Origin of the sequence: Blautia caecimuris (genome assembly GCF_024622975.1) — a bacterium.
Taxonomy (GTDB): domain Bacteria; phylum Bacillota; class Clostridia; order Lachnospirales; family Lachnospiraceae; genus Blautia_A; species Blautia_A caecimuris.
The window spans coordinates 40,316-66,038 of sequence record NZ_JANJZT010000014.1; the positions used below are offsets into that span (position 1 = coordinate 40,316).

Genomic DNA, 25,723 nt, shown 5'->3' on the forward strand with positions numbered 1-25,723 from the left:
TGTTTTACTTTAGAGGAGAAGCTGATATATACCAGATAAAATACCAGGAATTTTTCAGGGAAAATCCTTGAAAAATTCCTGATTTTTGGTAGTATATAATAGGTAAGAACAAGTAAAGTAAGACTCTGTGATTATGCAGAGAAATTATACAAAAAGGAGAACATTATGAGCAAAAAACCAACTGTTTTAATGATCCTTGACGGTTATGGACTGAATGACAGACATGACGGCAACGCAGTATATGAGGCAAAGACTCCTGTTATGGACAGTCTGATGGCAGAATATCCTTTTGTAAAAGGAAATGCAAGCGGACTGGCAGTAGGTCTTCCGGATGGCCAGATGGGTAACTCTGAAGTTGGCCATATGAATATGGGCGCAGGACGTATTGTATATCAGGAGCTGACAAGAATCACAAAAGAAATCAATGACGGCGATTTCTTTAAAAATGAGGCGCTTCTGGCAGCAATGAAAAATGCAAAGGACAACGATTCTGCAATTCATTTTATGGGACTTCTTTCTGACGGTGGCGTTCACAGCCACAATACACACCTTTACGGACTTCTGGAAATGGCAAAGAGAGAAGGACTGAAAAAGGTTTATGTTCACTGCTTCCTGGATGGCCGTGATACACCTCCGGCTTCCGGTAAAGGATACATTGAAGAGCTTCAGGCAAAAATGAATGAGATTGGCGTAGGTGAGATCGGCGTTGTTTCTGGACGTTACTATGCAATGGACAGAGACAACCGCTGGGATCGTGTAGAGCTTGCCTACAAGGCTCTTACTCAGGGCGAAGGCGTAAAGGGAACCGATGCGGCAGAGGCTGTACAGGCATCCTATGACAATGAAAAAACGGATGAATTTGTACTTCCTACTGTAATCGAAAAAGACGGAAAACCGGTAGCGTCTGTTCAGGATCACGATTCTGTTGTATTCTTTAACTTCCGCCCGGACCGTGCCCGCGAGATCACAAGAGCTTTCTGTGATGATGATTTCAAAGGCTTTGAGCGGGAGAAGAAGCTGGATCTGACTTTTGTATGCTTCACAAATTATGACGATACTATTCAGAATAAGATCGTAGCCTTTAATAAGGTACAGCTTCACAATACCTTTGGCGAATATCTGGCAGCGCATGATATGACCCAGGTTCGTATTGCAGAAACTGAAAAATATGCGCATGTTACTTTCTTCTTTAATGGCGGTGTAGAAGAGCCAAATAAGGGAGAGGACAGAATCCTTGTAAAATCTCCGAAGGTTGCAACCTATGACCTTCAGCCGGAGATGAGCGCGCCTCAGGTTTGCGACAAGCTGGTTGAAGCTATCAAATCTGACAAATATGATGTTGTGATCATCAATTTTGCAAATCCGGATATGGTAGGTCACACAGGTGTGGAAGCTGCTGCAGTTAAGGCTGTGGAGACAGTGGATGAATGTGTGGGAAGAGCAGTAGAGGCTCTGAAGGAAGTAAACGGACAGATGTTTATCTGTGCAGACCATGGAAATGCAGAGCAGCTTGTTGATTATGAAACAGGAGAACCATTTACTGCTCATACAACAAATCCGGTTCCGTTTATTCTTGTAAATGCAGATCCGAAATATACTCTGAAAGAGGGCGGATGTCTTGCTGACATTATTCCGACTCTGATTGAGCTTATGGGAATGGAAAAACCAGAAGAAATGACAGGAGAATCCCTTCTGATCGAAAAATAAAACATAAAAACTGTGATGGAACGCAGGCGGAAACTGTCAATAAGATAAAGCTGAAGATCTCCATCTGTAATAAAACTCTGAGCAATACAGGAAAATCCTGTGCTGCTCAGGGTTTTTGCATATTAAGGATAAAAAAGACAACGCAGGATACAATATAAGTATTGCCAGCTGTTATAATAAAATTATGGAAATTCTGGTATATTATGAAAAAACATAGGGCAGATATGGTACAAATACCATGAAATATGTTATAATATGAAAGATTAAAAATCCGATACACAAACAGCAGTTTTTTGATGTTACAGTCTAGGAGAATGGAGATAGATGAGCAGTAAGAAAAAAAGAAATGATGTGGGATCCGGACCCGGAGAAAACATTGATATTGAAGATAAGATCAATGCGGCAATGGACAAGATCATGAAAGATCCTGAGGAAGAGAGAAACAGTTCCCAAAGGAAATACGAACCGGACAACGGAGAGTCTGAAACAGAAGAATACGAATCAGAAGAAAGATATGATTCAGAAGAATACGAATCGGATGAAGCATATGATTCTGAAGAGGAGTACGAATCAGAGGAGGACTATGATCCTGAAGAGGAGTACGGCTCCCAGGAAGAACATGGCGAAGATGCGGAATATGATGAAGAAGGATATGATGAGCCGGAAGAAGGTTCCCAGGATTTTTCCCGTAATATAAAAGCTTCCGGAAAATTAAAATCAGCCAGACCTCAGCCGGTAAAATATGTGCCGATGGATGACATAGAAGAGAAGCTGGCGCTTCTTCCGGAAAATAAAAGGAAAAAGCATAAAGGTTTGAAGATCACAGGACTGGCAGCCGCCATGGCGGTTGTTGTTGCAGGATGCGCTTATGCGGGAATGACCTATTATTATTCAGACCGCTTTTTTGAGGGAACCTGGATCAACGGAATCGACTGTTCAGGCAAGACGGCATACGAGGTAGAAACGGCTCTGGCAGATAAGGTACAGGATTATTCCATTCAGGTATCTTCCAGAAACCAGGAACCTCAGATGATTACAGGCGAGCAGATCAATTACCAGTATCTGTCCACCGGGGAGACACTTCAGCTTCTGAAAAATCAGAAGCCCTATGAGTGGATCAAAGGTTTTTATGAGCAGAAAAGCTATACGGTGGCAGAAAATGTGGCCTATGATAAAACCCTGCTTCAGCAGCAGGTTACAGCTCTGAACTGTGCAAAAACCGAGAATCAGACAGCACCGGAAAACGCCTATGTAGCTTTTAAGGATAATCAGTTCCAGATTGTGCCGGAAACAGAAGGCACCCAGCTTAACGTGAAACAGGCTTACAGGATCCTGGATCAGGCTGTAGCTGACACACAGGCGTCTATTGATTTTGGAACAGCGCCGGATGCATATGTGTCAGCAGAAGTAACTCAGAATGACCCGGAGCTTCAGTCAGCATTGGAGGCCTGCAATAATTATACAAAGGCCAGCATCACATATACCTTTGGAGACCAGACAGCAACGCTTGACGGAAACACGATCAAGGACTGGCTTCAGTTTGACGAAAAAGGCCAGCTTCTGATGGATGACAATACGTTCCACCAGCACATTGCAGATTATGTGGCACAGCTTGCAGCAACCTATAACACGGTGGGCACAGAACGGGAATTTCATACAACCAGTGGACGGACGGTTTATGTATACAGCTCCGTTTACGGCTGGGCGATCGATCAGGCGGCGGAGGCAGCTCAGCTTGCCCAGGAAATTCAGTCGGGAACCCAGACAACACGGGAACCCATATATGAGCAGACAGCTAATTCTCATGGTTTAAATGATCTTGGAAATACGTATATTGAGGTAGATCTCAGCAATCAGCATATGTATTATTATCAGTCAGGCTCTCTGATTTTTGATTCAGAGTTTGTATCCGGAAATATGAGCTATTCAGACAGACAGACTCATGCAGGTATTTTTACCTTATATTCCAAGACAAGTCCTTCGGTTCTCCGGGGAGACAAAAAACCGGATGGAACCTATGAATATGAAGAGCCTGTAGATTACTGGATGCCCTTTGACGGCGGTATTGGATTCCATGATGCTCCCTGGAGAGATGCGTTCGGAGGAGATATTTATCTGACCAACGGTTCGCATGGCTGTATCAATCTCCCACCGGAAAATGCAGCAGTTCTGTACAGCATTATTGACTATAATGTACCGATCGTATGCTTTTATTAAAGATAATGGAGGAATAACATAGAAATGAGCAGATCTTTTGATTTTATTCTTGCAGGAGCTTCTCTGATCGTGGGGATTCTGCTTCTGACAGGACATGGAGACTTTTTTATGAAGGGAGGAAACGCCCAGCTTCGCAAAGCCAAATATGATGAGACAAAAATGGCAAAGGGCTCAGGCGTGGCTTTAATCCTGATCGGAATTGTCACCTTAATTGATTCCTACACCACAACCGTTGCGGCAAAGATCGGATATATTGTGGTTCTTGTAATTATTATGGCAGGACTGATGTGGTATCTGAAAAAGAAATGCATGAAAAACTGAACTGAACGTTGGAGTGAAATAAAAAAATAATCAGAAGAAAACGGGGAAACTGTGATTTAGGATTAAATCGCAGTTTCCCCGTTTTTTAACCAAACAGCTTTGTCAGATCTGCAGGCCTGCTGATCCTGTAATCCGGTTCCGGCACATCTCCGAAACCATAGGAGGCAAACACAAAGGGAATACCGGCTTTGCGGCAGGACAGAAAATCTCCCATAGTATCGCCTACATACACAGTGTCTTTCAGATGATAGGTGTCCATAAGCTTCAGGATCGTATCGTGTTTTTCCAGACCTGTATCACCGAAGCACAGATGTCCTCTGAAATATTTTCCGAGCCCTGAAGATTTCAGAAATACTTCAATATATCCTGCCTGACAGTTGCTGACAATGTAAAGGGGATATTTTTCAGAAAGAGCTTTCAGAGTCTTTTCCAGATCCTCATAAAGAGGGGCGCAGGTTTTCAGAAGAGCCTCGTGCTCCGCCTGGCAGCAGGCATCTATGATCCGAAGCTGTTCTGCTTCTGTTTTGTCCGGTAATAACTGAGCTGCAATAGCCGGAAGCGGCTGGCCGAAAAGTCCCATCAGTCTTTCGGCTGTGATTGTTATATTCATATGTTCTTTATTGTGCAGGTACTCATCCCAGGATTCTGCAACAATTTCCGTGGAATCCCACAGGGTTCCGTCTACATCAAAAATAATACTGTCCATAAAATTCCTTCCTGTATGTAAATATATGGTTTTTGGATATCAGATTTCTGTTTTAACAGTTTGGATTATACACAGAGGTGACGGAAAAATCAACATGTCAGCAAAGAAAAAAGACATTTTTGTATAGTTGAAGGACAGATGGAAAACACTGATTTTATTTCGAGTAACATAGCATTGGAAAGCTTTCTGTAGAGATTCAGGTGTGAATTTCTGGAAATATCAGAAAAGGAGGAAATACAAAATGAAACGAAAAGTTTTTATGGCTCTGGCAATAGGAGCCGGCTGCTGTCTTATTACAGGAAATGTTCTGATGGCACAGCCTTCGGTTCCTCAGTGGGAATATGTAGAGCAGACAGATGATGGTATGCTTGTGTTCCGTATGGGAGAAATTGAGCTGAAGGTTCCTGAAGACTGGGAGGATTCTTATGTACGCAAAGAGAAAGATGGAGGTGAAGCTTTTTACCTGAAGAATTCTGATGAGAAAGAAAAAAATGAGCTGTTCTGGTTAAAAGACAGTGAAGGGCTTCAGGCTTTGTGGGATGAGGAATACAGAGCTCAATGGGATATACAGGAGGACGGCTCTGCTTCAGACAGCCAGAAAACAGAAGGCAGTAGTGAGGAAACTCAGAGCGACTCCCAGGAGCAGGAGAATCAGAATTCAGATGATAATTCTGATTCTACAGGGGAACAGGAAAATGTCATGAGCCAGACAGGGTTTAATGGATGCTATCTTTATGGGGAAGATGGAAAAGAAGTTTATGTAGAACAGTCTGAGGATGGAAACTGGTATGATGAAAATGGGGTTTGCTATGGTTCCAGGGAAGAGATTGATGATGCAGGTGAGAATGGAGATCCTGTTACAAATGAAAATGGGGAGACCTATTACTGGACCACACAGGAATAAGTGATTTTTATTAATTAAAATTATGAAAGCGGATATTGTAGGGGAGCAATATCCGCTTTTTTGTTAATACATATTGATAAGGAAAATGAAGATCATGAAAAACGAGTATACTATTATGTTATTTTGCAAGTTTAATAAATGTTGCAGCATTGCAGATGCCTGTAACCGGAAGCTTCATGTTTGTCTGGAATTTTTTTACAGCAGCCAGACATCCGCTTCCGAAGGTACCCGGATATTCTACTCCATTAGGATTAAATCCTCGTATCAGAAGAAGAATCTGGCAGGCTGTTACCATATACTGTGTTTCACCTGATTTTACATAATGGTTTCCAAGGGCTGCTTCTGTGGCAGGACCCCAGACACCGTCTACAGCCAGCCCGGAGCCATAATCCAGGTTCATAGCTTTCTGTAAAACCTTGATTCCGGCCTTTTTAGTAGCAGCATCACGTACACCTGTAATAGTAAGCCCAGCGCCTACAAATTTATTTGCAGCAGTCTGGCCCTGACGGATATAAACATTTCCGCTTGGCGGAGGGGTTACAGAAGAATCGTCATTCATATAACGAAGAACACAATCCCAGTTTTTATTGTAGTAACTTCTGATACAGATTTCCTTTCCGGTCTGATCTCCAGTTTTTCCGCCAGTAGTGGTGCCATTTTCATTGATGCTTGCATGAACAATCTGTCCATTACCAATGTACATTGCAGTATGTGTGACTGTATTCAGAAGTACGTCACCCCGTTTTAAACCAGAGCCATTACTCAGATTAATGCTGGAGCGTACATCTTTAAAACCACAGGAAATAAATACTGATTTCATATTACCTGTATAGGATGCACCTTTTGATTTTACTGGAACACCTGCAGCCTGCCATGCGCTGATAACTGCAGATGAACAGTCGTAGTCAGGTCCCCAGCGATTGTCCTGGTCATATCCATGTTTCGGATTATTTGCAAGGTCGATCATCCACTGTGTTGCTTTTTCAATTTTACCCATTTGTTTGTCCTCCTTAAATGTGTTGTAATTGTTTTTGTTGTTCACCGGCGATACACCTTATAAAGAGTGAAAAAAATAAAAAGTGTAAACAAAAAAAATAAAAAAGGCATAATAAAAATTCCCAGAACACAGAAATTTTTATATCACACCTTTTTGGAGGACATTTTTTGCTGTTTTAAGGACAGTAGAGTAAAAGTCAGTGAAAAAAGTATATTCTTATTTTGCTGCAATACCTGACAGCACAGTTAGCTCTTGTGTCCACGATCATAAATGTATACAATGTCTGCTACGTTTTTTGCATGCTTTTCATCCATAGTTTCCATGATAGAGACAACTTTTTGGATGTCAGGATTTTGTATATGGGTATTTTTAGGGAAAAGATCATATAAAAGAGAATCTAATCCTACATCAAGAGCATTGGAAAGTCTGCAAAGAGTTTCTACAGTTGCGGAATATCTTCCGTTTTCAATACGGCTGATCTCACTGACAGATACACCGGATAATTCAGAAAGCTTTTCCTGCGTTAAGTTTTTTTCGGTTCTTGCATTTACAAGGCGTTTAGCTAAATCAAGTTTCATAGTATTCGTCCTTTCTTTGTTATAGTGTAGCAATAAATCGACAGAAAATGAAACGCATACATGACATGTGACAAGGCAAAAATGACGTATAAAGAAAAGAGGAAAAATTTTGGAAGAAACAGGAAATTTCGGGGAAACTTATGTTATGATGTATGCATTAGAAACACTTCATAACAGAGGGATTACAGTGAAAGAAACTGTATATGAAAGCATTCACAATCTCAATCAGTGGTATGAACAGTCAGGAAATTACAAATATCTTGAACTGGCGCTGTTGCATATGCAGGCGTATGCCAATATGGGATTTGCCCTGGATGAGGCTGATTTGTCCGTACAGAAAGTACTGGAATATACAGGAAAGACAAAAGATGACTTTTTTCCAAGAGGAAACAGCTTTGGAAAAAGAATCAGGCTTAACAGAGCGCAGGTACGCAGCATGATTGGAAAATGGAAACCAACGAAGGAACATCCAATGACTATCGCAGAACTGGTAGATGATATTATCTATAAGGTAAAGACACACTGTGAGGGCAGATATGTGTACCGGTATCAGCGAAAGAAAGCGGAAGATGCAGAGGTATATGAGTTGGTGATCAATAAGGGGGAATGCTATTTTTATGATGTAAAAAATTTTCGTTTTTATACATTTGTTGAGGAGTAGAAAGCGTATGATACGGATTATGATTTTAGATGATGAAGCAATATACCTGGAAAAAGAACGAAAAATAACACACAGTTTTTTTGCCAGAAAAGGAATTGAACACAGAATTGAAGTATTTCAGAGCTGGGAATGGTTTATTGCAGGTCTGAAAGAAGAAAGGTTTGATCTTTATATTCTGGATATAGAAATGTCGGGGAAAAATGGTCTGGAAGTGGCAAGAGAAATTCGCAGGTATTATGCAGATCCAACAATGATTTTTATTACCAATTATATGGATTATGCAGTAGATGCTTATGAAGTAAATACATACCGCTATATTCCAAAGACAAAAATGGAAGAAAAACTTCCTGAGGCATATGAATCTCTTCTTCCTGAACTTATGAAAAGAGAAGAACAGTATTATGTAATAGAGAAAAAGGGAGAGATAGAAAAGATTGCATATTCTGATATCTATTACATGAGAAAAGAGGGGAAATATGTTGTTATTGTCCACAGATTCGGAGAAAGTAAGATCCGGAAATCCATGATTCATTTTCAGGAAGAACTGAAGTCAAGAGAGTTTTTGTCTGTAGATAAAGGGATGATGGTAAATATCCGGCACATCATGAAAGTAAAAGATTATGAAATCTTTATGCGGGATGGTGTGCGTATTCCGGTGGGAATTACGAAGTATACAGGAGTAAAGAATGCTGTGGCAGACTTCTGGAGGAGTGAACCGTGAAAATTGCATTATATATACTGGCAACATTTCTGGAAACAGGACTTGGAATCCACATTTTTGCCCAGGCTTTTCCAAAAAGAGAATACATGGGAAAAAATCAGATAGCAGCGGAAGTGGTATTGATTAGTGTTTTAATACTGGTTAGTTATATATTTTCAGTATTTTTCTTTCATGGAAAAATGAAATATATATGGGAAGTGCTGTTGGGCATTTGTTTTTGCTTTATTTTGTGTATCATTACTAGTAGAAGAAAAGTACAGGGTAAAATGAAAATAGAATGGGGGAAATATTGTTTCTTAAGCTGGAGTGTATTATTACTCACATGCCAGTATTGGTGTTCATATTATTCAGATCTGATGTTAATTGTAGGAAATATTTTTCCAATAATTTTTATATATGTGTTTTATCAGTGTTCAGTATTACAAGCATACTTGTGGGAGATTTCATATCTCGCCAGCATCAGTATGACAAAGATTATTTATATCACTTATATGGGGATATTTGAAAAAAGATATTTTAAAGAATTTTTCCTGTATCCCCGACAACATACATATCAGGAAGTTCTTTACTGGTTGATAATTGAGTTGGTAATTTTACTGTTGCTGAAATATATTCCTGTGAAATTTATATTAAAAGAAATCTTCAAAAAATATAAAATAATAGTATTTATATTTACTATTGCAGAATGGCAAATGCTTCGTTTGTTGGTTAATAGCGGAGTAGGAAGAGCGGAAAAAAGAAATTTTGTGGGAATATTAATTATGACCTGCGTGGGTTTTTTTGCCTCAAGTTTTGTAGTATTAATTTCATTTAGAAAAATTGAAAATACAGAGCAGAAGATTTTTGAAGTTCGCAATGAAACTATGCAATATCAATATCAGGAATTAAATGAATCTTATGAGCGATACAGGCATCTGGTTCACGATGAAAAACACATTTTGTGTTATTTAAAAGAATGTATCCATACAGGGAAGAATCAGGAAGCTCTTGCGTTTATCGAAAGTTCTCAGAAGAGTATAGTAGACAGATCAAGAAGCTTCTGGACAGGAATCACTACTCTTGATTTTATGTTGAATATTAAAAAACGTAAAATGGACACTGTGAATATTGAATTTTCCCTTGATGCAAAGGTTTCAGAAATCCCCATGGAGGATGCTGACTTTATTGTTGCTTTGGGGAATCTTTTGGATAATGCTATTGAGGCGGCAGAACAATGCCAAAAAGAGAACAGAAAGATCTGGATGTCTATCCAGAATATCAATGAAATGTTCCTGATGACTTTGAAAAACACCTGTGAAACACAGCCAGTAGAAAAAAATAATAAATTTGTTACGCATAAGAAAAATGCAGACAGACATGGCTTAGGTGTAGAGAGCGTCAGGAGGATTATGGAAAAATACCAGGGAGAAATCAGTTTCGAATATAAAAGCGGTTTTTTTGAGGTATCAATTATAATTACACAATAAAGGAGAAAATCAAATGGAAACAAAACAGAATTACAATGGAGACATTAAAGCAGAGATGGAAGAACTTCAGAAATTAGAGCTGACAGTTGAATTGGAAGAAATGGCGTGGTCTACATGTGGAGGTTTTGTTACACTGGTATGTTGCAGTTAACATGTTTCAGAATTTTTGCCGACAGGTCTTTGATCTTGGGATCAAAGACCTGAAAAACAGGAAAGCTATAGATATAAAAAAAACAGACTGTATTTCCGGCCTGATTCGTCGGCAGACAATTCAAAATATTGAGAGAATTGCTGAGCGTGTACTGATTCAGGATATTCACAGAAAAAAAGAAACGGGATTTCTTCAGGGAAAAACACCAGAAGAACAGTACCGGTTTTATCATGAAAAGTGGCTGGATTGCAGAGAAAACGTTTATAAGATTTTAAAAGAGTTTCCTGAACTCGCCAGACTGCTTTTTATGGAAATTCAATGTAATTATGAGCTGGCAGATGAAATCCTGGAGCATCTGGAAACAGATTACAGTCAGATCATAAAAACATTCTGTCATGGAAGGGACTTTGGGGATATACGTGAAGTCAGCTTTATGGGAGATGCTCACAACAGAGGGAAAAAGACTGCCAGAGTGGAGATGGACAATGGGGTCACGGTGTATTACAAGCCTCACTGTCTCCAAAACAGTCAGAGATATCAGGAGATTTATGCATATCTTTGTAAAAAAGCAGGAATTTCCTGTATAGAGCAGAGATATTTAATAAGAGATACTTACGGATGGGAAAAACATATAGAATGGCAGTGCTGCCATACTGAGGAGGAGGTCAGACGTTATTTTTTTCGCATGGGAATCCACTTAATGCTGGGCTATACTCTGGGAGTTACAGATCTTCATGGAGAAAATGTGATGGCTCACGGAGAACATCCGGTTATTATAGATCTGGAAACCTGTCCGGGATATATTATACAAACAGAAGAAAGTAGTGTAAGGAGAAAAACAGAAACACTTCTGGCAAAATCAGTTTTACATACAGGAATTTTACCTGTTCTGACCTGGGGAGCAGGAAAGGAAGCAGTTATACTCAGCGCTGTAAATACAGGCAAAATTGTGACTCCTTTCCGGGTTCCGGCAGTAAAAAAAGCAGAAACGTCAGAAATGTATATAGATTATCAGCCGGTAGAATTTGAAATAAAAGAAAATACACTGAAGATAAATGATAAAATTGTAAATGCATATGAATATGCAGGAAATCTGGAACAGGGATTTCGGTTTGCGTATGAAAAAGTATTAACAGATAAAGCGATAACAGAGATGCTGGAAGCTTTTTATGACACAGGAGCCCGCGTGATTTTGCGCCATACACAGCAGTATAGCATGTACAGGTTTCTTTCCTGGCATCCGGATTATGTGGGCGAAAGAAAGAGAAGAGCGCAGCTTTTACAAGTAATGCACAGGGAAGGGGAGACGGAAACACAGAAAAAAATACATGATTATGAAATACAGGATTTGCTGGAAAATGATATTCCATGCTTTCATACAGAGGGTAGGGAACGCTGTATTTACACCGGAGATGGGAAAAGTGTGAAAGACTATTTTCCTGTTTCTCCTTATGAGTCATGGAAAATCCATATAAAACATTTAGGGAAAAAAGACTGTCAGTATCAATGCGATCTGATCTGGCTTTCTATGACAATGCAGAGAAAAAAAAGAAGCAGTTTTTATAAAAAGCATTCTGGAACTGTGCGGAAAACACAGATAGAAAACCAGCTAAAAAATATCATTAACTGGATTGTGGATACAGCAGTCACTGCGGAGGATGGAGCAGGATGGACCGGTCTGCAGTTTTTTGAAAATGGTTTGTGGAAAATGGTGCCTGCAGGAATGTATCTTTATGATGGTATTTGCGGAATTGTATTGCTGCTGGGGGAGTATTTAAAATATTTTCAGGATGAAAAGGCAAAGGATGTATTTAATCTTGCTGTAAAAAGGATGTGTATTTATACACAGGAACTGGAAATGGGACAGGTAAATAGCAGCATAAGAACAGGAGTTTTTGATGGAGAATGTTCTGTTGTATATACTTTTCTGCTTTTACATGAAATTACAGGGGAGGAAAAATATCTGAGCTATGCAGAAAAACATTTTGCTGTCATAAAAAAATATTTTTCACAGGATGTAAATTATGATCTTTTAAGTGGAAATGCAGGAGCAGCTATTGCAGCCCTGAAGCTGTATCAGATAAAAAAAGAAAGTGCGGAATCGGCAGATCAATATCTGAAAGAGGCTGTTGAGATTGAAAAAAATTTATGGAATCGAAGACAGACCATGGAAAAGGGCTGCGGATGGAAGCTTTCCTGTGCAGAAAAGCCACTGGCGGGAATGGCTCATGGAAACAGTGGATTTTTAATGCTTTATACTGCCCTGTATCAGATAACCGGAAACAGAGAGTATCTGAAAAAAATAAATTTACTCTGTGAGTATGAGAACAGCCTGTATTCAGAAGAAAAAGAAAACTGGCTGGATCTCAGAAGCCCGGAAGGTGAACAGAAGGTAATGAATGCCTGGTGCCATGGGGCTCCCGGAATTCTTCTTGCCCGTCTGGAGATTGAAAAAATAAAAGAACACCAGGAAACAGAAGAAGATATAAAAAGAGCTTCACGCAGTCTGTTTTATGGAAAAGAGGATGGCAGGATCTGTATTTGTCATGGACTGGCCGGGCGTATTCTGATTATGAAGAAATATCTGGAACAACATAAAAATCCTGAGTTCAGAGAAATTTATAACCAAAAGGTTCAGGAATTGTTTTTTATGCTGGAGCAGAAAGATGATCTGAATGCTTCGGAAACCCGGAATCCTGCATTTATGAATGGAATATCAGGAGTTGCATATGCTTTGTTGAAACTATATACAGAGATGAAATAAATAATAAAATCCGTATCAGATAAGCCTCACAGAAAACTGTGGGGCTTATTACATTATCTTTCACTGAAATATTCAGTGATCAGCTGTTTTTTGATACGATTTACATACTGGCGTGATACATGAAGCTGTTCTGCGATTTCGGAATCAGTTTTATACTGGAAAAAGCAAAGAGACATAATTTGTCTGCGCATTCCTTTTTCCGGCAAGGCTTTGATATAGTTACAGATATCATAGTAGGATTCATCAAAGGAAGAGGGAGCAGAAAGCGTATCAATGGAATCTTCAATAGATTCTGACTGAGGTACAGATAAGCAGCCTCTGCAGAGGAAACGATAGCGGTTATGTACAGTTGTCTTTATATAATTCAGGCATTCTGCTTCTGTTTTTGTGGGGTTCAGATACGGAAGGGTTTCCAGTAATGCAATGTATAATTCCTGCATGGCATCATCATATTCCATACAGTAAAGTTTGGCAGCATATTTTTTCAGAAGAGGCGTCATTCTTCTGCAGATTTCCTGAGTGGCCTGTACATCACCGGTTTTTTGTTTTTCTATTAATGATATGATTGTTTCCATAAAACTACCTCCTTGTAAGTGGAAGTAGTGAATGGAGAATAAAACAGAAACTAAGAAATGAAAAAATTTGAGAAATTTAAAGAAACTACAGATATTAAATTAATTTACATTGCACCAGGTGATTATAAGCACAGGAAAAATGGGAAAAGAGATGTGACGGGGAATCTGAATTTTAATGGAAAAAGGGAAAAACATGTGATACAATAGAGCCACTTGATAACAGCAACGAGGTTACAGAGATGAATTACAGCCATACGGTAAAAGCCAGATTTCTGGACAGGCCCAATCGTTTTGTTGCTCATGTGGAGCTGGACGGGCAGACAGAAACAGTGCATGTAAAAAACACAGGAAGATGCAGGGAGCTTCTGGTTCCCGGATATGAGGTGATCCTTGAAGAAGGGCAGAACCCGGCGCGAAAAACCAGATATGATCTGATCAGCGTGTGCAAGGAGGGCCGGTGGATCAATATGGATTCCCAGGCGCCCAATAAGGCGGCAGAGGAATGGCTTTTAAAGGGAGGATTTTTTCCGGAGGATATTTCTGTGTACAGAGAAAGGAAATACGGAAATTCCAGGTTTGACCTTTATATTGAGTCTCCTGTGCGAAAAGCCTTTATAGAAGTTAAAGGAGTAACGCTGGAAGAGGATAATATTGTACGTTTTCCGGATGCGCCTACAGAAAGAGGGATAAAACATGTGCGGGAACTGATCCGGTGCATGAAAGACGGATATGAAGCGTATCTTCTTCTGGTGATCCAGATGAAGGACGTCAGGTATTTTCAGCCAAACTGGAAAACTCATCCGGAATTTGGAATGGTTCTGAGAGAAGCGGCAGAAGCAGGGGTAAAGCTTCTGGCTTATGACTGCCTGGTAGGAGAAAATTTTATGGAGATCTGCGATCCGGTTTCCATAGATCTGGAGGTGTCTGATGGAGAATAGAATTCCTGTATATCAGGATGATCCGGACACATATATGGAAAATATATGTTCTGATAAGGTCAGTCAGAATGGAAGCGAAAATTCGTCAGTATTAAGTGGGATAGTTTCTCCTCTTATTATTAAATGGTACCGGGAAAATAAAAGGATTCTTCCGTGGAGAGATCAGAATAACGCCTATTATACCTGGGTATCGGAGATCATGCTCCAGCAGACCAGAGTGGAGGCGGTTAAGCCGTATTTTATAAGGTTTATTACAGAACTTCCGGATCCGGCGGCTCTGGCTTCCTGTCCGGAAAAGAAGCTTATGAAGCTGTGGGAAGGTCTGGGCTATTATAATCGTGTGAGAAATATGCAGGCCGCAGCCTGTACAGTTGTGGAGGAATATGGGGGAAAACTTCCTGAATCCTATGAGAAGCTCATGTCGTTAAAGGGTATAGGAAGCTATACGGCAGGAGCCATTGCTTCTATTGCATATGGCATTGCTGTTCCTGCTGTAGATGGAAATGTTCTGAGAGTTGTGTCAAGGATTACTGAGAGCAGAGAAGATATTATGAAGCAGTCGGTTCGCAAAAAAATGGAGCAGACCTTGAAAGAAATCATGCCTTCAGACTGCCCGGGAGATTTTAACCAGGCTCTGATGGAACTGGGAGCTGTGGTCTGTGTGCCGAACGGCCAGCCAAAGTGCGGGGAGTGTCCGGTACAGAAGCTTTGCAGGGCGCATCTGCATGATACAACAGAGGAAATTCCTGTAAAAGCTCCCAAAAAAGCCCGCAGAATAGAAAACAGAACTGTGCTTGTGATCCAGGACGGGGAGAGGACAGCCATACAGAAAAGGCCGGATAAGGGACTTCTTGCAGGGCTTTACGAGCTTCCCAATGTGAAAGGGACACTTTCTGCGGAGGAGGCAGTAAAAGTGGTTGAAAAAATGAAGCTGGAGCCTTTGTATATTGAAGAACTGGAACCGGCAAAGCATATTTTTTCTCATATCGAATGGAGAATGACCGGATACCTGATCCGTGTTTCTTCTCTGGAAACAAACAGAAATTCAAAACTTATTTTTGCAGATAAAAAGCAGTCTGACAGGCAGTATGCAATTCCTGCCGCATTTGGCGCTTATGTAAAGTACATGAAGGAGGAAACGAGATGAAACTGTTAAGTATTGCGATCCCCTGTTATAATTCAGAGGCGTATATGGAAAAATGCATTGATTCCCTGCTGGTGGGAGGAGAGGATGTGGAAATCCTTGTGGTGGATGACGGATCTTCAGACAGAACCGCAGAGATCGCAGACGTATATGCAGAAAAATATCCTACTATTGTAAAAGCGATCCACCAGGAAAACGGCGGTCACGGCGAGGCGGTAAACGCAGGAATACGCAATGCCACAGGTCTTTATTTTAAGGTGGTGGACAGTGACGACTGGGTAAATGCAGAGGCGTACGCGCAGATTCTGAAAACTCTGGAAGAGCTTATCAGAGGTTCAGAAACCGTGGATCTTCTGATCAGCAATTTTGTCTATGAGAAACAGGGGGCGAAACGAAAAAGAGTTATGCAGTACAGGCACTGTCTTCCTGTAAATGAGGTTTTTGGCTGGAATAAGGTACATATGCATAAGGGGAAATATCTTCTGATGCACTCTATGATCTACAGGACAAAACTTCTTCATGACTGTGGACTGGAGCTGCCGAAGCATACCTTTTACGTGGATAATATCTTTGCTTTTGAGCCACTTGTCCATGTGAAAAAAATGTATTATCTTGATGTGAATTTTTACAGATATTTTATCGGACGTGAAGATCAGTCTGTCAATGAGGCTGTTATGATAAAAAGAATCGATCAGCAGCTCCGGGTAAACCGCATTATGGTGGATGTGTTCCACAGATGCAGATGCAATAATCGTCATCTGAGAAAATACATGCTCAGCTACCTGGAAATTATTACCACCATTTCGTCCGTGATGCTGATCCGTGCGGAAACTCAGGAGGCTCTGGATAAGAAAAAGGAATTGATGGAGTATATCAGGGAGGAAGACCGCTGGATCTATCACAGACTGCGCTGGGGAATCATGGGCTGCGCATCCAATCTGCCGGGCAAAGGCGGCCGCAAAACATTTATTGCAGCCTATAAGCTGTGCCAGAAATTCTATGGATTTAACTGATTGATTTGCCGGGCAGGATGACCTGGACAGGATCTTTTGCCAGGGAGGCTGTAAATTTTTTGCAGATACCTGCAGATTCTCCGTCTTTGTGTACGGCAAGGGGCTCTGAGCTGCGCACGGTGACCGCTTTGCAGCGAAGCTGGTGAACACCACGGAAAACAGTATGTTTTCCAAAAATAGAAAGAAAAAGACAGAAGATCAGAGCAGGGCGGCGCATACCTTCTACAATGATCACATCCAGAAATCCGTCATGGGAATCAGCTTCAGGGCAGAACCGGAAGCCTCCGCCCTCATATTTATGGTTCATAACCGCGGTGAGAAATACTTTTTCATAAAAGTGTTTTTCACCGTTTTCTGTTTCAATGGAAATACCTACAGGAGGAAGCAGAAGAAGCTGTTTCAGTCCTATGAGTAAATAGGCAAATTTTCCAAGATGAATACGGTTCATGAATTTTTTCAGAGGAGAGCGGTTGATTTCATGACATACAGCAGCGTCAAAACCGATCCCGCAGCTTATGGCAAAACGGCAGCTTTGTCCATTGGCAGTAAATTCTGCCACGTCCATAGGCGTACAGGCAGCTTCTGACAGAATCGCATCCAGCGCATCCAGGGGATTTTGGGGAAGCTGCATACTCCGGCAGAAATCATTGCCGGATCCGGTGGGAATATAGCCAAAACGTACGGAGCGCAGGCTGGGGATCCCGGAAAGCACTTCCTGGATCGTTCCGTCTCCTCCTACAGCTACAAGGCAGATGGAAGCAGGTGCCGCATCAGAAGAACATACAGAAGCGGCAAGCTTTACGGCATGTCCCGGATATTCTGTAAAATATGCTTTGTAGGGAATATAGTTTTTGTCCAGTACAGACTGAAGCTCAGACCAGATGCGGGCTCCGGCTCCTGAGCGGGAATTGGGGTTGATAATAAAATGATACATGGCTTCCTCCGAAATTATTTCTGTTATCATAGCATTTTCGACAGGAATTTACAATAATTTAACATGGGTTGTACCGGAAATTTAACGAAAGGCTTTTATACTTGATATCAAATGGAAAATCCGGAGGTATGCAGATGATCTATCTGGTAGAAGATGATGAAAGTATTCGCGAACTTGTTGTATATACATTAAAAAGTCAGGATCTTGACGCAAAAGGCTTTGCGAAGCCCTCCTTATTCTGGAAGGAACTGGAAAAGGAGGTTCCTTCGCTGATTCTTCTGGACATTATGCTTCCCGAAGAGGATGGGATTTCTATTCTGAAAAAGCTGAGAGCAAGGCCGGATACCAGGAAGCTTCCTATAATCATGCTGACTGCAAAGGGAAGCGAGTATGATACGGTTATGGGGCTGGACAGCGGAGCCGATGACTATATTCCAAAACCTTTCCGGATGATGGAACTGATCTCCCGCATTAAGGCTCGGCTTCGGAGGCTGGAAGACAAAGGCGCTGAGGAATACAGGATCGGAAGCCTTTATGTATGCCCGTCCAGACATGTGGTGACAGTCAACAAAGAGCCTGTAAATCTTACGCTGAAAGAGTATGAGATGCTGTGTCTTCTTCTGAAAAACAGCGGAATGGTTCTTTCCAGAACACAGCTTCTTAATCAGATCTGGGGATATGAATTTGACGGGGAAAGCCGTACCGTGGATGTTCATATCCGGACTTTGAGACAAAAGCTGGGCGATGCAGGAGATTTGATCGAGACAGTGCGCGGAATCGGATATAAGATGGGGAAATAGACAGGGCTTGTCCTCTTTGTTCCTCCTGTGTTACAATTCCTTTGTGATAAGAGGAAAAGGTACATGGATGTGCCTGAAAATAATATCTGAAAGGAACTTGTATGAAATCATTAGTAATTGCGGAAAAGCCTTCTGTTGCAAGAGATATTGCCAGGGTCCTTCATTGCAGCCAGAAGGGAAACGGCTGTCTTGAAGGAAAAGATTATGTAGTTACCTGGGCGCTGGGACATCTTGTAACCCTGGCCGATCCGGAGGAATATGACAAAAAATATATGAAATGGGAGATGAATACCCTTCCCATGATGCCGGATCATATGAAGCTTGTGGTGATCCGCCAGACAGGTAAACAGTACAATGCAGTAAAAACTCAGCTTTTCCGAAAGGACATAGGAGACATTATCATTGCCACAGACGCAGGAAGAGAGGGCGAGCTGGTTGCCCGCTGGATCCTGGATAAATCCGGCTGCCGTAAGCCCATACGCCGACTGTGGATATCCTCTGTTACGGATAAGGCCATCAAAGACGGATTTCACAATCTGAAAGACGGAAGAGCTTATGACAACCTTTACCGGGCGGCGGTTGCAAGAGCAGAGGCAGACTGGCTGGTTGGAATGAATGGTACAAGAGCGCTTACCTGTAAGTATAATGCTCAGCTTTCCTGCGGCCGGGTGCAGACTCCCACTCTTGCCATTATTGCCATGCGGGAGGAGGAGATCAGGAGCTTTAAGCCAAAGGAATATTTTGGCATTACAGTCAATGCAGGGGATATCACCTGGACCTGGAAGGACAGAAAGAGTGAAAGCTTCCGTACTTTCAGCAGAGAACGGGCAGAAGAGATTATAGAAAAAGTAAAAGGCAAAGCGCTTACCATTACTTCTGTGTCAAAAAAGCCGAAGAAAACATATGCGCCGGGACTTTATGATCTGACAACGCTTCAGAGAGAAGCCAATCAGAAATACGGATTTTCTGCAAAGGAAACTCTGAATATTATGCAGCGGCTTTATGAAAATCACAAGGTTCTTACTTATCCCAGAACAGATTCCAGATATATCGGGAAGGATGTGGTTCCAACTATTAAGGAAAGGCTGAAAGCCTGCGGTACCGGTCCTTACCGGAAACTGGCAGGAGCGCTGCTTACCAGACCGGTTCAGGTAAACGGAAGCTTTGTGGATGACAAAAAAGTAAGCGATCATCATGCGATCATTCCAACGGAGCAGTTTGTACAGCTTGATTATATGACAAATGAGGAGCGGAAAATTTACGATATGGTCGTGCGGCGTTTTTTAAGCGTTCTTTATCCGGCGTTTGAATATGAGCAGACCTCCATGGAGGCAGAGGCGGAGGGCTTCTGCTTTGCAGCCGGCGGAAAAACAGTGGTAAGTCCCGGATGGAAAGAGGTTTACGAGGGAGATTACCGGGACGAGGATGAAGATGAGGAGCAGGATATCAGGGATCAGAGCCTTCCTGTAAGAAAGCAGGGAGAAAAGCTTAAAACAGAAACTCTCCGTCTGAAGGAAGGAAAAACAAAACCTCCTGCAAGATTTACGGAAGCCACTCTTCTTGCTGCCATGGAAAACCCGGTTAAGTATCTGTCCACAGGGGACCGGCAGGCAGCAAAAACACTGGGAGAAACCGGAGGGCTTGGCACAGTTGCAACCAGAGCAGATATTATCGAAAAGCTTTTTAAAAGCTTTATGATGGAGAAAAAGGGAAATGAAATCCATCTGACTTCCAAGGCCAAACAGCTTCTGGAGCTGGTTCCGGAGGATCTGAAAAAACCGGAGCTCACTGCAGACTGGGAAAAGAAGCTGTCTGATATTGCAAAAGGAAGTCTTCGGCAGGACGCCTTCCTGAGGGAAATCAGGGAATATACCTGTGAGATCGTGGATGAGATAAAAACAGGGAGCGGAACCTTCCGCCATGATAATATTACAAACAAAATCTGTCCGGACTGCGGCAAACGGCTTCTGGCAGTAAACGGCAAAAACAGTAAAATGCTGGTGTGCCAGGACAGAGAATGCGGATACCGGGAAACTGTTTCCAGAACTACCAACGCCCGCTGTCCAAAATGTCATAAACGAATGGAAATGATCGTGAAGGGCAAAGAAGAAACCTTTGTCTGTGTCTGCGGATATAAAGAAAAATTATCCTCTTTCCAGGCCAGACGCAAAAAAGAGGGAGCGGGTGTGAATAAGCGTGACGTGCAGAAATATCTGCGACAGCAGCAGAAGGAGGCACAGGAGCCTGTAAACAACGTATTTGCGCAGGCTCTTGCGGGGATTAAGCTGGATTAATATGAATTATAAAGGGGCTGCATAAGGCAGCCCTGATTTTATATTACCTGATGGTTCAGCCATTTTCGATTTTTAAACCGGATAGTAAAGATCACACAGCGAATGGTCCAGTCGGTAAACATACCGATCCAAACAGCCATAGGTCCCATGTGGAATACGCGGGCCAGTATCATTGCCAGAGTAACACGGCACAGCCACATGGAAAGCACAGAAACGGTCATACTGAATTTTACGTCTCCGGCAGCGCGGAGCCCGTAGGCAGGAATAAATGCCATTACCCATACAAGTGGCTTTACAATCGTGATCCAGGTTACCATGAAGATGCACATTTTTGCACTGGCAGGCTCCATGCCTCCGAAATGTGTGATTGGGCGGACCAGAGCATACATTACAAGACAGGAAGCAGCCACAATGATTTCTGAAATAATACAAAGCTTTTTGATGTAGTAGACCGCCTCTTCCCTGCGACCGGCGCCTAAGGATTCCCCAACCACAGTCATAAGCCCTACGCCTACGCCCATTGCCAGGATTCCGTTGAGATTTTCTATGATATTGGTCATGCCCTGGGCGGCGATTGCGGCAGTTCCCATAAGAGAAACCGTGGACTGAATGGCAAGCTTTCCAAACTGGAACATGCTGTTTTCCACACCGGAGGGAATACCTATATGCAGGATGCGTTTAATTTCTTTCCAGTCGGGCCGGATGGAAAAATAATTTTTCAGAGGAATTTCAAGGCCGGGATTGCGAAGCTTATAAGTTACTACAGCCATACTGAATATACGGGCAAGCATGGTAGCAGAGGCTGAGCCGGCCACACCCCAGTGGAATACCCATACAAAAACAAGATTCAGCGCAAGGTTCAGGACATTTGCCCAGACAGAGATCAGCATGGGAAGACGGCTGTTTTCCTGAGCTCTGAGAATAGATGATCCGTCATCATAAAGGGCAATAAAGGGATAGGAGACAGCGGAAAAAAAGAAATAGATTCTGGCATTTTTCATAACAGCCGCTTCCACATCCCCGAAGATCAGTTTAAGAACGGGTCTGTTCAGCGCAAGACAAACTCCGGCAATGATCAGTGACATAATAAAAGTGATAAAAACAAGCTGCCGTGCAGCTTCTCTGGCATGGTTTTCCTTTTTGCAGCCAAGATAATGAGAGCAGACAACCGTTCCTCCTGAAGCAAGGGCGAAAAAGGCCTGAACAACCAGAACGTTAATGGAGTCAACAAGGGAAACTGCGGAGATGGCAGCAGAGCCCAGATTGCTTACCACAAGAGTATCGACGGTTCCCATAAAGGAATTCAGAAGCTGGTCAAGGGCCAGCGGGATTAAAAGAGCAGCCAGTTTTTTGTTGTCAAAGAGTCTTGGCTGTACCGGCCGGACAGCAGCTGTGTTTCTTCTTTTTTTCATATGAGGGATCCTTCCGTAAAATACTGACACATGGAACTGACCAAAAGCGCTGTCAGTTCTTTTGTATCAGAATACACCCGTAATATCTGCAAATGCAAGATATCCGGAGAGATTAAATTGTATATTTTTCTGTACGATATTAGAGTTCAGCCTTGTTTACAGTACCCATGCGATCACTGTAGAAAAATGGGGGATTTTGCTGCGGCTTGCAGGGATGAATAAGTTGTTGCAAAAAAATACTTTTCAGAGTATCACAGGAAAATCCAAGAAAAGGTTTCAAAAAAATACAAAATTCTATATAATATGATACAAGAGTCAGCAGGCTGGAATATAAGGCCTGCAAAAGAAAGGAGAGAAAATGGAAAAATTCAGCTTAAAAAATAAAATACTGATTGGCGTTACCCTGTTTTCTATGTTTTTTGGGGCAGGAAATCTGATCTTTCCGCCATTTCTGGGAGCCCAGGCAGGGACACATACCTGGACGGCGTTTCTGGGATTTGCAGTCAGTGCAGTAGGTCTTCCCATATTGGGAGTGATTGCAGTGACAAAATCGGGAGGTCTGGATCATCTGGCATCCAGAGTACATCCGAGGTTTTCTTTTGTATATATTATGATTTTGTATCTGGCAATCGGTCCATGCCTTGCAATTCCCAGAACTGCAAGCACGTCCTTTTCCATGGCAGTAGTACCTTTTATGCCGGAGGGCGTTTCTGCGGCGCTGCCTCAGCTTCTTTATTCATTAGTATTTTTCGGGGCTGCCACAGCTGTTGCCATGCATCCTGAGAAGCTGACGGAATATCTTGGAAAAAGACTGACGCCGATTCTTCTGGTGCTGATCATTGTGCTGTTCGCTGCAGGAGCAGTTACTGCAGCAGGAGGAAGCAGTGTACTGGATGCGGCAGGGGCAGAGCCGGCGCAGCTTTATGTGAAAGGCGCGGCAGTACAGGGATTTCTGGATGGATATCAGACCATGGACACTCTTGCTGCGTTGAATTTTGGCATGATCGTGGCTTTAAATATTCAGGCAAAAGGGATAAAAAAGGAAAAGGTGGTAGTGAGGGAAACTATTTCAGCAGGATGGATCGCCGGTATCCTGCTTCTGGCTGTATATGGCATGCTGACCTATGTGGGAAAAATTTCGGGGATCACCTTTGCCGGCGCGGCCAATGGTACAGAGGTTCTGGTAGATATGGCAGGAGCTCTTTTTGGAAAGCTGGGAACGGTTATTCTTGCAGTGATTTTTGTAATTGCCTGCTTTAATACCTGTGTGGGGCTTTTCAGCTGCTGCGGAGAATATTTTGCAGGTATTTTCCCGAAAATCGGATACAGAGGCTGGGTATTTGTGTTTGCCTTTGTTTCCATGGTGATCTCAAATGTGGGACTTGATATGATCCTGCAGTATTCTGTACCTGTATTGAATGCCATTTATCCTATGGCGATTCTTCTGATTATTCTGGCGCTGGTCCATCGGTGGATGGGCAGATTCAGAAGTATTTATCCCTGGACTGCTGCTTTATGTGGAATCAGCAGTGTACTTATTGTGCTGGATCAGAATGGGATCATCATTCCGGGAGTAACTGCTGTGATAAAAATGCTTCCGGCTTATGAAGCTGGATTCGGATGGCTTCTGCCTACACTTGCAGGCGCAGCAGCAGGTATACTGACAGATCTTGCAAAAAAACAGACGGTATAAAAGGAGGAAAAATGAATGCCAGTCTTTGATTTTAATCATACACCGGAAAAAGAAACTACTCCGGAGTGTACCTATACCACTTTTTTATCCAGTGAGCCGGAGGCAACTTCGGAAAAGCCCATTCTTGTTCTGGACAATCAGAAAAAGCAGTGGCCTCATCATTCCTGTGGAGTATTTACCAATCCGGTTCATAGAACTTCTTTTGAATTTAAAGAAGAGAGAGGCGTTGTCAGCGCAGATATACGGAAAATTGACGCCCGCTTTGTAAGCCTTATCAAATGGCTTGGAGAGAATCGGATCAATGTACGCCTTTCCGGAGAAAACCGTCCGGAAGGATACTGTGTTTACCGAATCCGTGAGATCGCCTTCGGAGGAGGAACAAAGCTTTCAGCAGAGGACGGTTTCCTTCAGTTTATGATTGAACGTCTTTTTGCCAGCAGCGCGCCTGCGGAGACTGCCTCAGATGAGGAAGAGGCAGAGGATGGAGATGAGATGAAGCTTACCAGTATTCAGAGTATTACGGATTTTATGACCTGCGCAGGCCGTACTCTGCCTGATAATATCCGTCTCTGGGCAAGAAGAAATCTTGCAGTGGCCCGTTCCGCAGAGGTTTCTCAGGAGGAACGCCGCCATGCACAGAGAGCCCTTTCCATTATGATGAATATTCAGTGGAAAAATAATTATTTTGAGTCCATTGACCCGAAAGAAGCCAGAAGAATCCTGGACGAAACCCTTTACGGAATGGAAAAGGTAAAGCAGCGCATTATTGAGACGATTATTCAGATCAACCGTACCCATACCCTTCCGGCCTACGGACTTCTTCTTGTGGGACCTGCGGGAACAGGTAAATCTCAGATTGCCTATGCGGTGGCAAAAATCCTGAAGCTGCCGTGGACAACTCTTGATATGAGTTCCATCAACGACCCTGAGCAGCTTACCGGAAGTTCAAGGGTTTATGCAAATGCAAAGCCGGGAATTATCCTGGAGGCGTTTTCCATGGCCGGGGAGTCGAATCTTGTGTTTATTATCAACGAGCTTGACAAGGCTGCAGCAGGAAAGGGAAACGGAAATCCGGCGGACGTACTTCTGACCCTTCTGGACAATCTTGGATTTACAGATAACTATATGGAATGTATGGTTCCCACATCCGGCGTTTATCCCATTGCAACAGCCAATGACAAATCTCAGATCAGCGCTCCTTTAATGTCCCGTTTTGCAGTGATCGAGATTCCGGATTACACACCGGAAGAGAAAAAAGTGATTTTTTCCAAATTTGCACTTCCCAAAGTCTTAAAGAGAATGGGGCTGGAACAGGATGAGTGTATTATAGAAGGTGAAGCCCTTGACGCAGTGATCGAGAGATATGCGGATACTTCAGGAATCCGCGATCTGGAGCAGGCGGCAGAGCATCTGGCAGCCAACGCTCTTTACCGGATCGAGGTGGATCATGTGAAGCAGGTGGTATTTACTTCAGAGATGGTGAAGGAACTGCTTGAATAAGTTTTGCTTAGTACACGGGGAAAAAACCATAGAAGACTTAAATAAGAATTTTTCGTTGCATTTCTTTTCTTCATCTGCTATACTGGCATCAGTATCTGGAAAATCATTTCCGGAGCTGATGCTTATTTTAATTGAATAAACTGGTTCGAAACCCTCCCAGTATAAAAAACTAGGTTCTTTCAGGTATCTTTCTTTTGATGATGCCTTTTTCTGCGGAGGATTTTACT

23 protein-coding genes and 1 riboswitch are annotated in these 25,723 nt (G+C 42.4%); of the genes, 17 read left to right on the plus strand and 6 right to left on the minus strand.

The features are described from left to right. Positions 1-165: 165 nt before the first annotated feature. The 3 genes from gpmI (at position 166) to NSA57_RS10105 (ending at position 4,245) form a co-directional block, all read left to right on the plus strand. Positions 166-1,707 carry a 2,3-bisphosphoglycerate-independent phosphoglycerate mutase gene (gene gpmI / locus NSA57_RS10095; protein WP_147599690.1) on the plus strand — a complete coding sequence of 514 codons (1,542 nt, stop codon included), beginning with the start codon at positions 166-168 and terminating at the stop codon, positions 1,705-1,707. A gap of 324 nt (positions 1,708-2,031) precedes the next feature. Then, positions 2,032-3,924, plus strand: coding sequence for a L,D-transpeptidase family protein (locus tag NSA57_RS10100; protein WP_257464768.1), 1,893 nt, complete (start codon positions 2,032-2,034; stop codon positions 3,922-3,924). Between the two features lie 24 nt (positions 3,925-3,948). Beyond that, a complete protein-coding gene (locus NSA57_RS10105) occupies positions 3,949-4,245 on the plus strand; it encodes a DUF3784 domain-containing protein (RefSeq protein ID WP_022068755.1) in 297 nt (98 codons plus the stop codon). Positions 4,246-4,330: 85 nt separating this feature from the next. Here the strand turns inward: NSA57_RS10105 and NSA57_RS10110 are convergent, their stop codons facing one another. Further along, positions 4,331-4,951: an HAD family hydrolase gene (locus NSA57_RS10110; protein ID WP_257464769.1), complete on the minus strand. Its 621-nt coding sequence runs from the start codon at positions 4,949-4,951 to the stop codon at positions 4,331-4,333. A 241-nt stretch (positions 4,952-5,192) separates the two neighbouring features. Here NSA57_RS10110 and NSA57_RS10115 point away from each other — a divergent pair, with 241 nt between their 5' ends. Further along, positions 5,193-5,855: a hypothetical protein gene (locus NSA57_RS10115; protein WP_257464770.1), complete on the plus strand. Its 663-nt coding sequence runs from the start codon at positions 5,193-5,195 to the stop codon at positions 5,853-5,855. 118 nt (positions 5,856-5,973) lie between these two features. Here the strand turns inward: NSA57_RS10115 and NSA57_RS10120 are convergent, their stop codons facing one another. Both NSA57_RS10120 and NSA57_RS10125 read right to left on the minus strand, forming a co-directional pair. Beyond that, entirely contained in the window at positions 5,974-6,852 is an 879-nt protein-coding gene (locus NSA57_RS10120) for an endolysin-like domain-containing protein (protein ID WP_257464771.1), read from the minus strand. A 245-nt stretch (positions 6,853-7,097) separates the two neighbouring features. Then, positions 7,098-7,430, minus strand: a complete 333-nt coding sequence (locus NSA57_RS10125; protein WP_022068759.1) for a helix-turn-helix domain-containing protein — start codon at positions 7,428-7,430, stop codon at positions 7,098-7,100. Positions 7,431-7,539: 109 nt separating this feature from the next. Between NSA57_RS10125 and NSA57_RS10130 the strand changes: the two genes are divergently transcribed. From NSA57_RS10130 to lanM, 5 genes are read left to right on the plus strand one after another with little or no spacing between them, the layout of a single operon-like run. Continuing rightward, positions 7,540-8,091 carry a hypothetical protein gene (locus NSA57_RS10130; protein ID WP_022068760.1) on the plus strand — a complete coding sequence of 184 codons (552 nt, stop codon included), beginning with the start codon at positions 7,540-7,542 and terminating at the stop codon, positions 8,089-8,091. A 7-nt stretch (positions 8,092-8,098) separates the two neighbouring features. Then, positions 8,099-8,812, plus strand: a complete 714-nt coding sequence (locus NSA57_RS10135) for a LytR/AlgR family response regulator transcription factor (RefSeq protein WP_138271024.1) — start codon at positions 8,099-8,101, stop codon at positions 8,810-8,812. Further along, the gene (locus NSA57_RS19620; RefSeq protein WP_257464772.1) at positions 8,809-10,278 is read left to right on the plus strand and encodes an ATP-binding protein; all 1,470 of its coding nucleotides are present in this window, start codon (positions 8,809-8,811) and stop codon (positions 10,276-10,278) included. The genes NSA57_RS10135 and NSA57_RS19620 overlap by 4 nt, the downstream gene beginning before the upstream one ends. Before the next feature lie 13 nt (positions 10,279-10,291). Then, a complete protein-coding gene (locus NSA57_RS10145; RefSeq protein WP_173752385.1) occupies positions 10,292-10,429 on the plus strand; it encodes a hypothetical protein in 138 nt (45 codons plus the stop codon). Position 10,430: 1 nt separating this feature from the next. Then, on the plus strand, positions 10,431-13,193 hold the full coding sequence (gene lanM / locus NSA57_RS10150) for a type 2 lanthipeptide synthetase LanM (RefSeq protein WP_257464773.1): 2,763 nt from the start codon (positions 10,431-10,433) through the stop codon (positions 13,191-13,193). A gap of 53 nt (positions 13,194-13,246) precedes the next feature. Here the strand turns inward: lanM and NSA57_RS10155 are convergent, their stop codons facing one another. Next, entirely contained in the window at positions 13,247-13,768 is a 522-nt protein-coding gene (locus NSA57_RS10155; RefSeq protein WP_138271021.1) for an RNA polymerase sigma factor, read from the minus strand. A 57-nt stretch (positions 13,769-13,825) separates the two neighbouring features. On the opposite strand from NSA57_RS10155, the gene NSA57_RS10160 reads away from it, so the two are divergent. The 4 genes from NSA57_RS10160 to NSA57_RS10175 are packed head-to-tail and all read left to right on the plus strand — an operon-like array spanning position 13,826 to position 16,863. Beyond that, positions 13,826-13,975 (plus strand): hypothetical protein, encoded by a 150-nt coding sequence (locus NSA57_RS10160; protein WP_173752383.1) that lies wholly within the window; start codon positions 13,826-13,828, stop codon positions 13,973-13,975. A gap of 32 nt (positions 13,976-14,007) precedes the next feature. Next, a complete protein-coding gene (gene sfsA / locus NSA57_RS10165) occupies positions 14,008-14,706 on the plus strand; it encodes a DNA/RNA nuclease SfsA (RefSeq protein ID WP_257464774.1) in 699 nt (232 codons plus the stop codon). Positions 14,707-14,740: 34 nt separating this feature from the next. Next, the gene (gene mutY, locus NSA57_RS10170; RefSeq protein ID WP_390427211.1) at positions 14,741-15,853 is read left to right on the plus strand and encodes an A/G-specific adenine glycosylase; all 1,113 of its coding nucleotides are present in this window, start codon (positions 14,741-14,743) and stop codon (positions 15,851-15,853) included. After that, positions 15,850-16,863, plus strand: a complete 1,014-nt coding sequence (locus NSA57_RS10175) for a glycosyltransferase family 2 protein (RefSeq protein WP_147599683.1) — start codon at positions 15,850-15,852, stop codon at positions 16,861-16,863. The genes mutY and NSA57_RS10175 overlap by 4 nt, the downstream gene beginning before the upstream one ends. Here the strand turns inward: NSA57_RS10175 and NSA57_RS10180 are convergent. Then, entirely contained in the window at positions 16,856-17,797 is a 942-nt protein-coding gene (locus NSA57_RS10180; protein WP_147599682.1) for a diacylglycerol/lipid kinase family protein, read from the minus strand. The genes NSA57_RS10175 and NSA57_RS10180 overlap by 8 nt on opposite strands. A 134-nt stretch (positions 17,798-17,931) precedes the next feature. Between NSA57_RS10180 and NSA57_RS10185 the strand changes: the two genes are divergently transcribed. Both NSA57_RS10185 and NSA57_RS10190 read left to right on the plus strand, forming a co-directional pair. Next, positions 17,932-18,597: a response regulator transcription factor gene (locus NSA57_RS10185; RefSeq protein ID WP_022066772.1), complete on the plus strand. Its 666-nt coding sequence runs from the start codon at positions 17,932-17,934 to the stop codon at positions 18,595-18,597. Positions 18,598-18,698: 101 nt separating this feature from the next. Next, positions 18,699-20,891: a DNA topoisomerase III gene (locus NSA57_RS10190; protein WP_257464776.1), complete on the plus strand. Its 2,193-nt coding sequence runs from the start codon at positions 18,699-18,701 to the stop codon at positions 20,889-20,891. 38 nt (positions 20,892-20,929) lie between these two features. Here NSA57_RS10190 and NSA57_RS10195 read toward each other — a convergent pair whose 3' ends face one another. Beyond that, complete coding sequence (locus NSA57_RS10195) at positions 20,930-22,303, minus strand: MATE family efflux transporter (RefSeq protein ID WP_257464777.1); 1,374 nt, start codon at positions 22,301-22,303, stop codon at positions 20,930-20,932. 358 nt (positions 22,304-22,661) lie between these two features. On the opposite strand from NSA57_RS10195, the gene brnQ reads away from it, so the two are divergent. Further along, entirely contained in the window at positions 22,662-23,996 is a 1,335-nt protein-coding gene (brnQ, locus tag NSA57_RS10200; RefSeq protein ID WP_257464778.1) for a branched-chain amino acid transport system II carrier protein, read from the plus strand. Between the two features lie 15 nt (positions 23,997-24,011). Further along, a complete protein-coding gene (locus NSA57_RS10205) occupies positions 24,012-25,496 on the plus strand; it encodes an AAA family ATPase (RefSeq protein ID WP_257464779.1) in 1,485 nt (494 codons plus the stop codon). 134 nt (positions 25,497-25,630) lie between these two features. Next, positions 25,631-25,675: riboswitch (PreQ1 riboswitch) on the plus strand. The last annotated feature ends 48 nt before the right edge of the window (positions 25,676-25,723 follow it).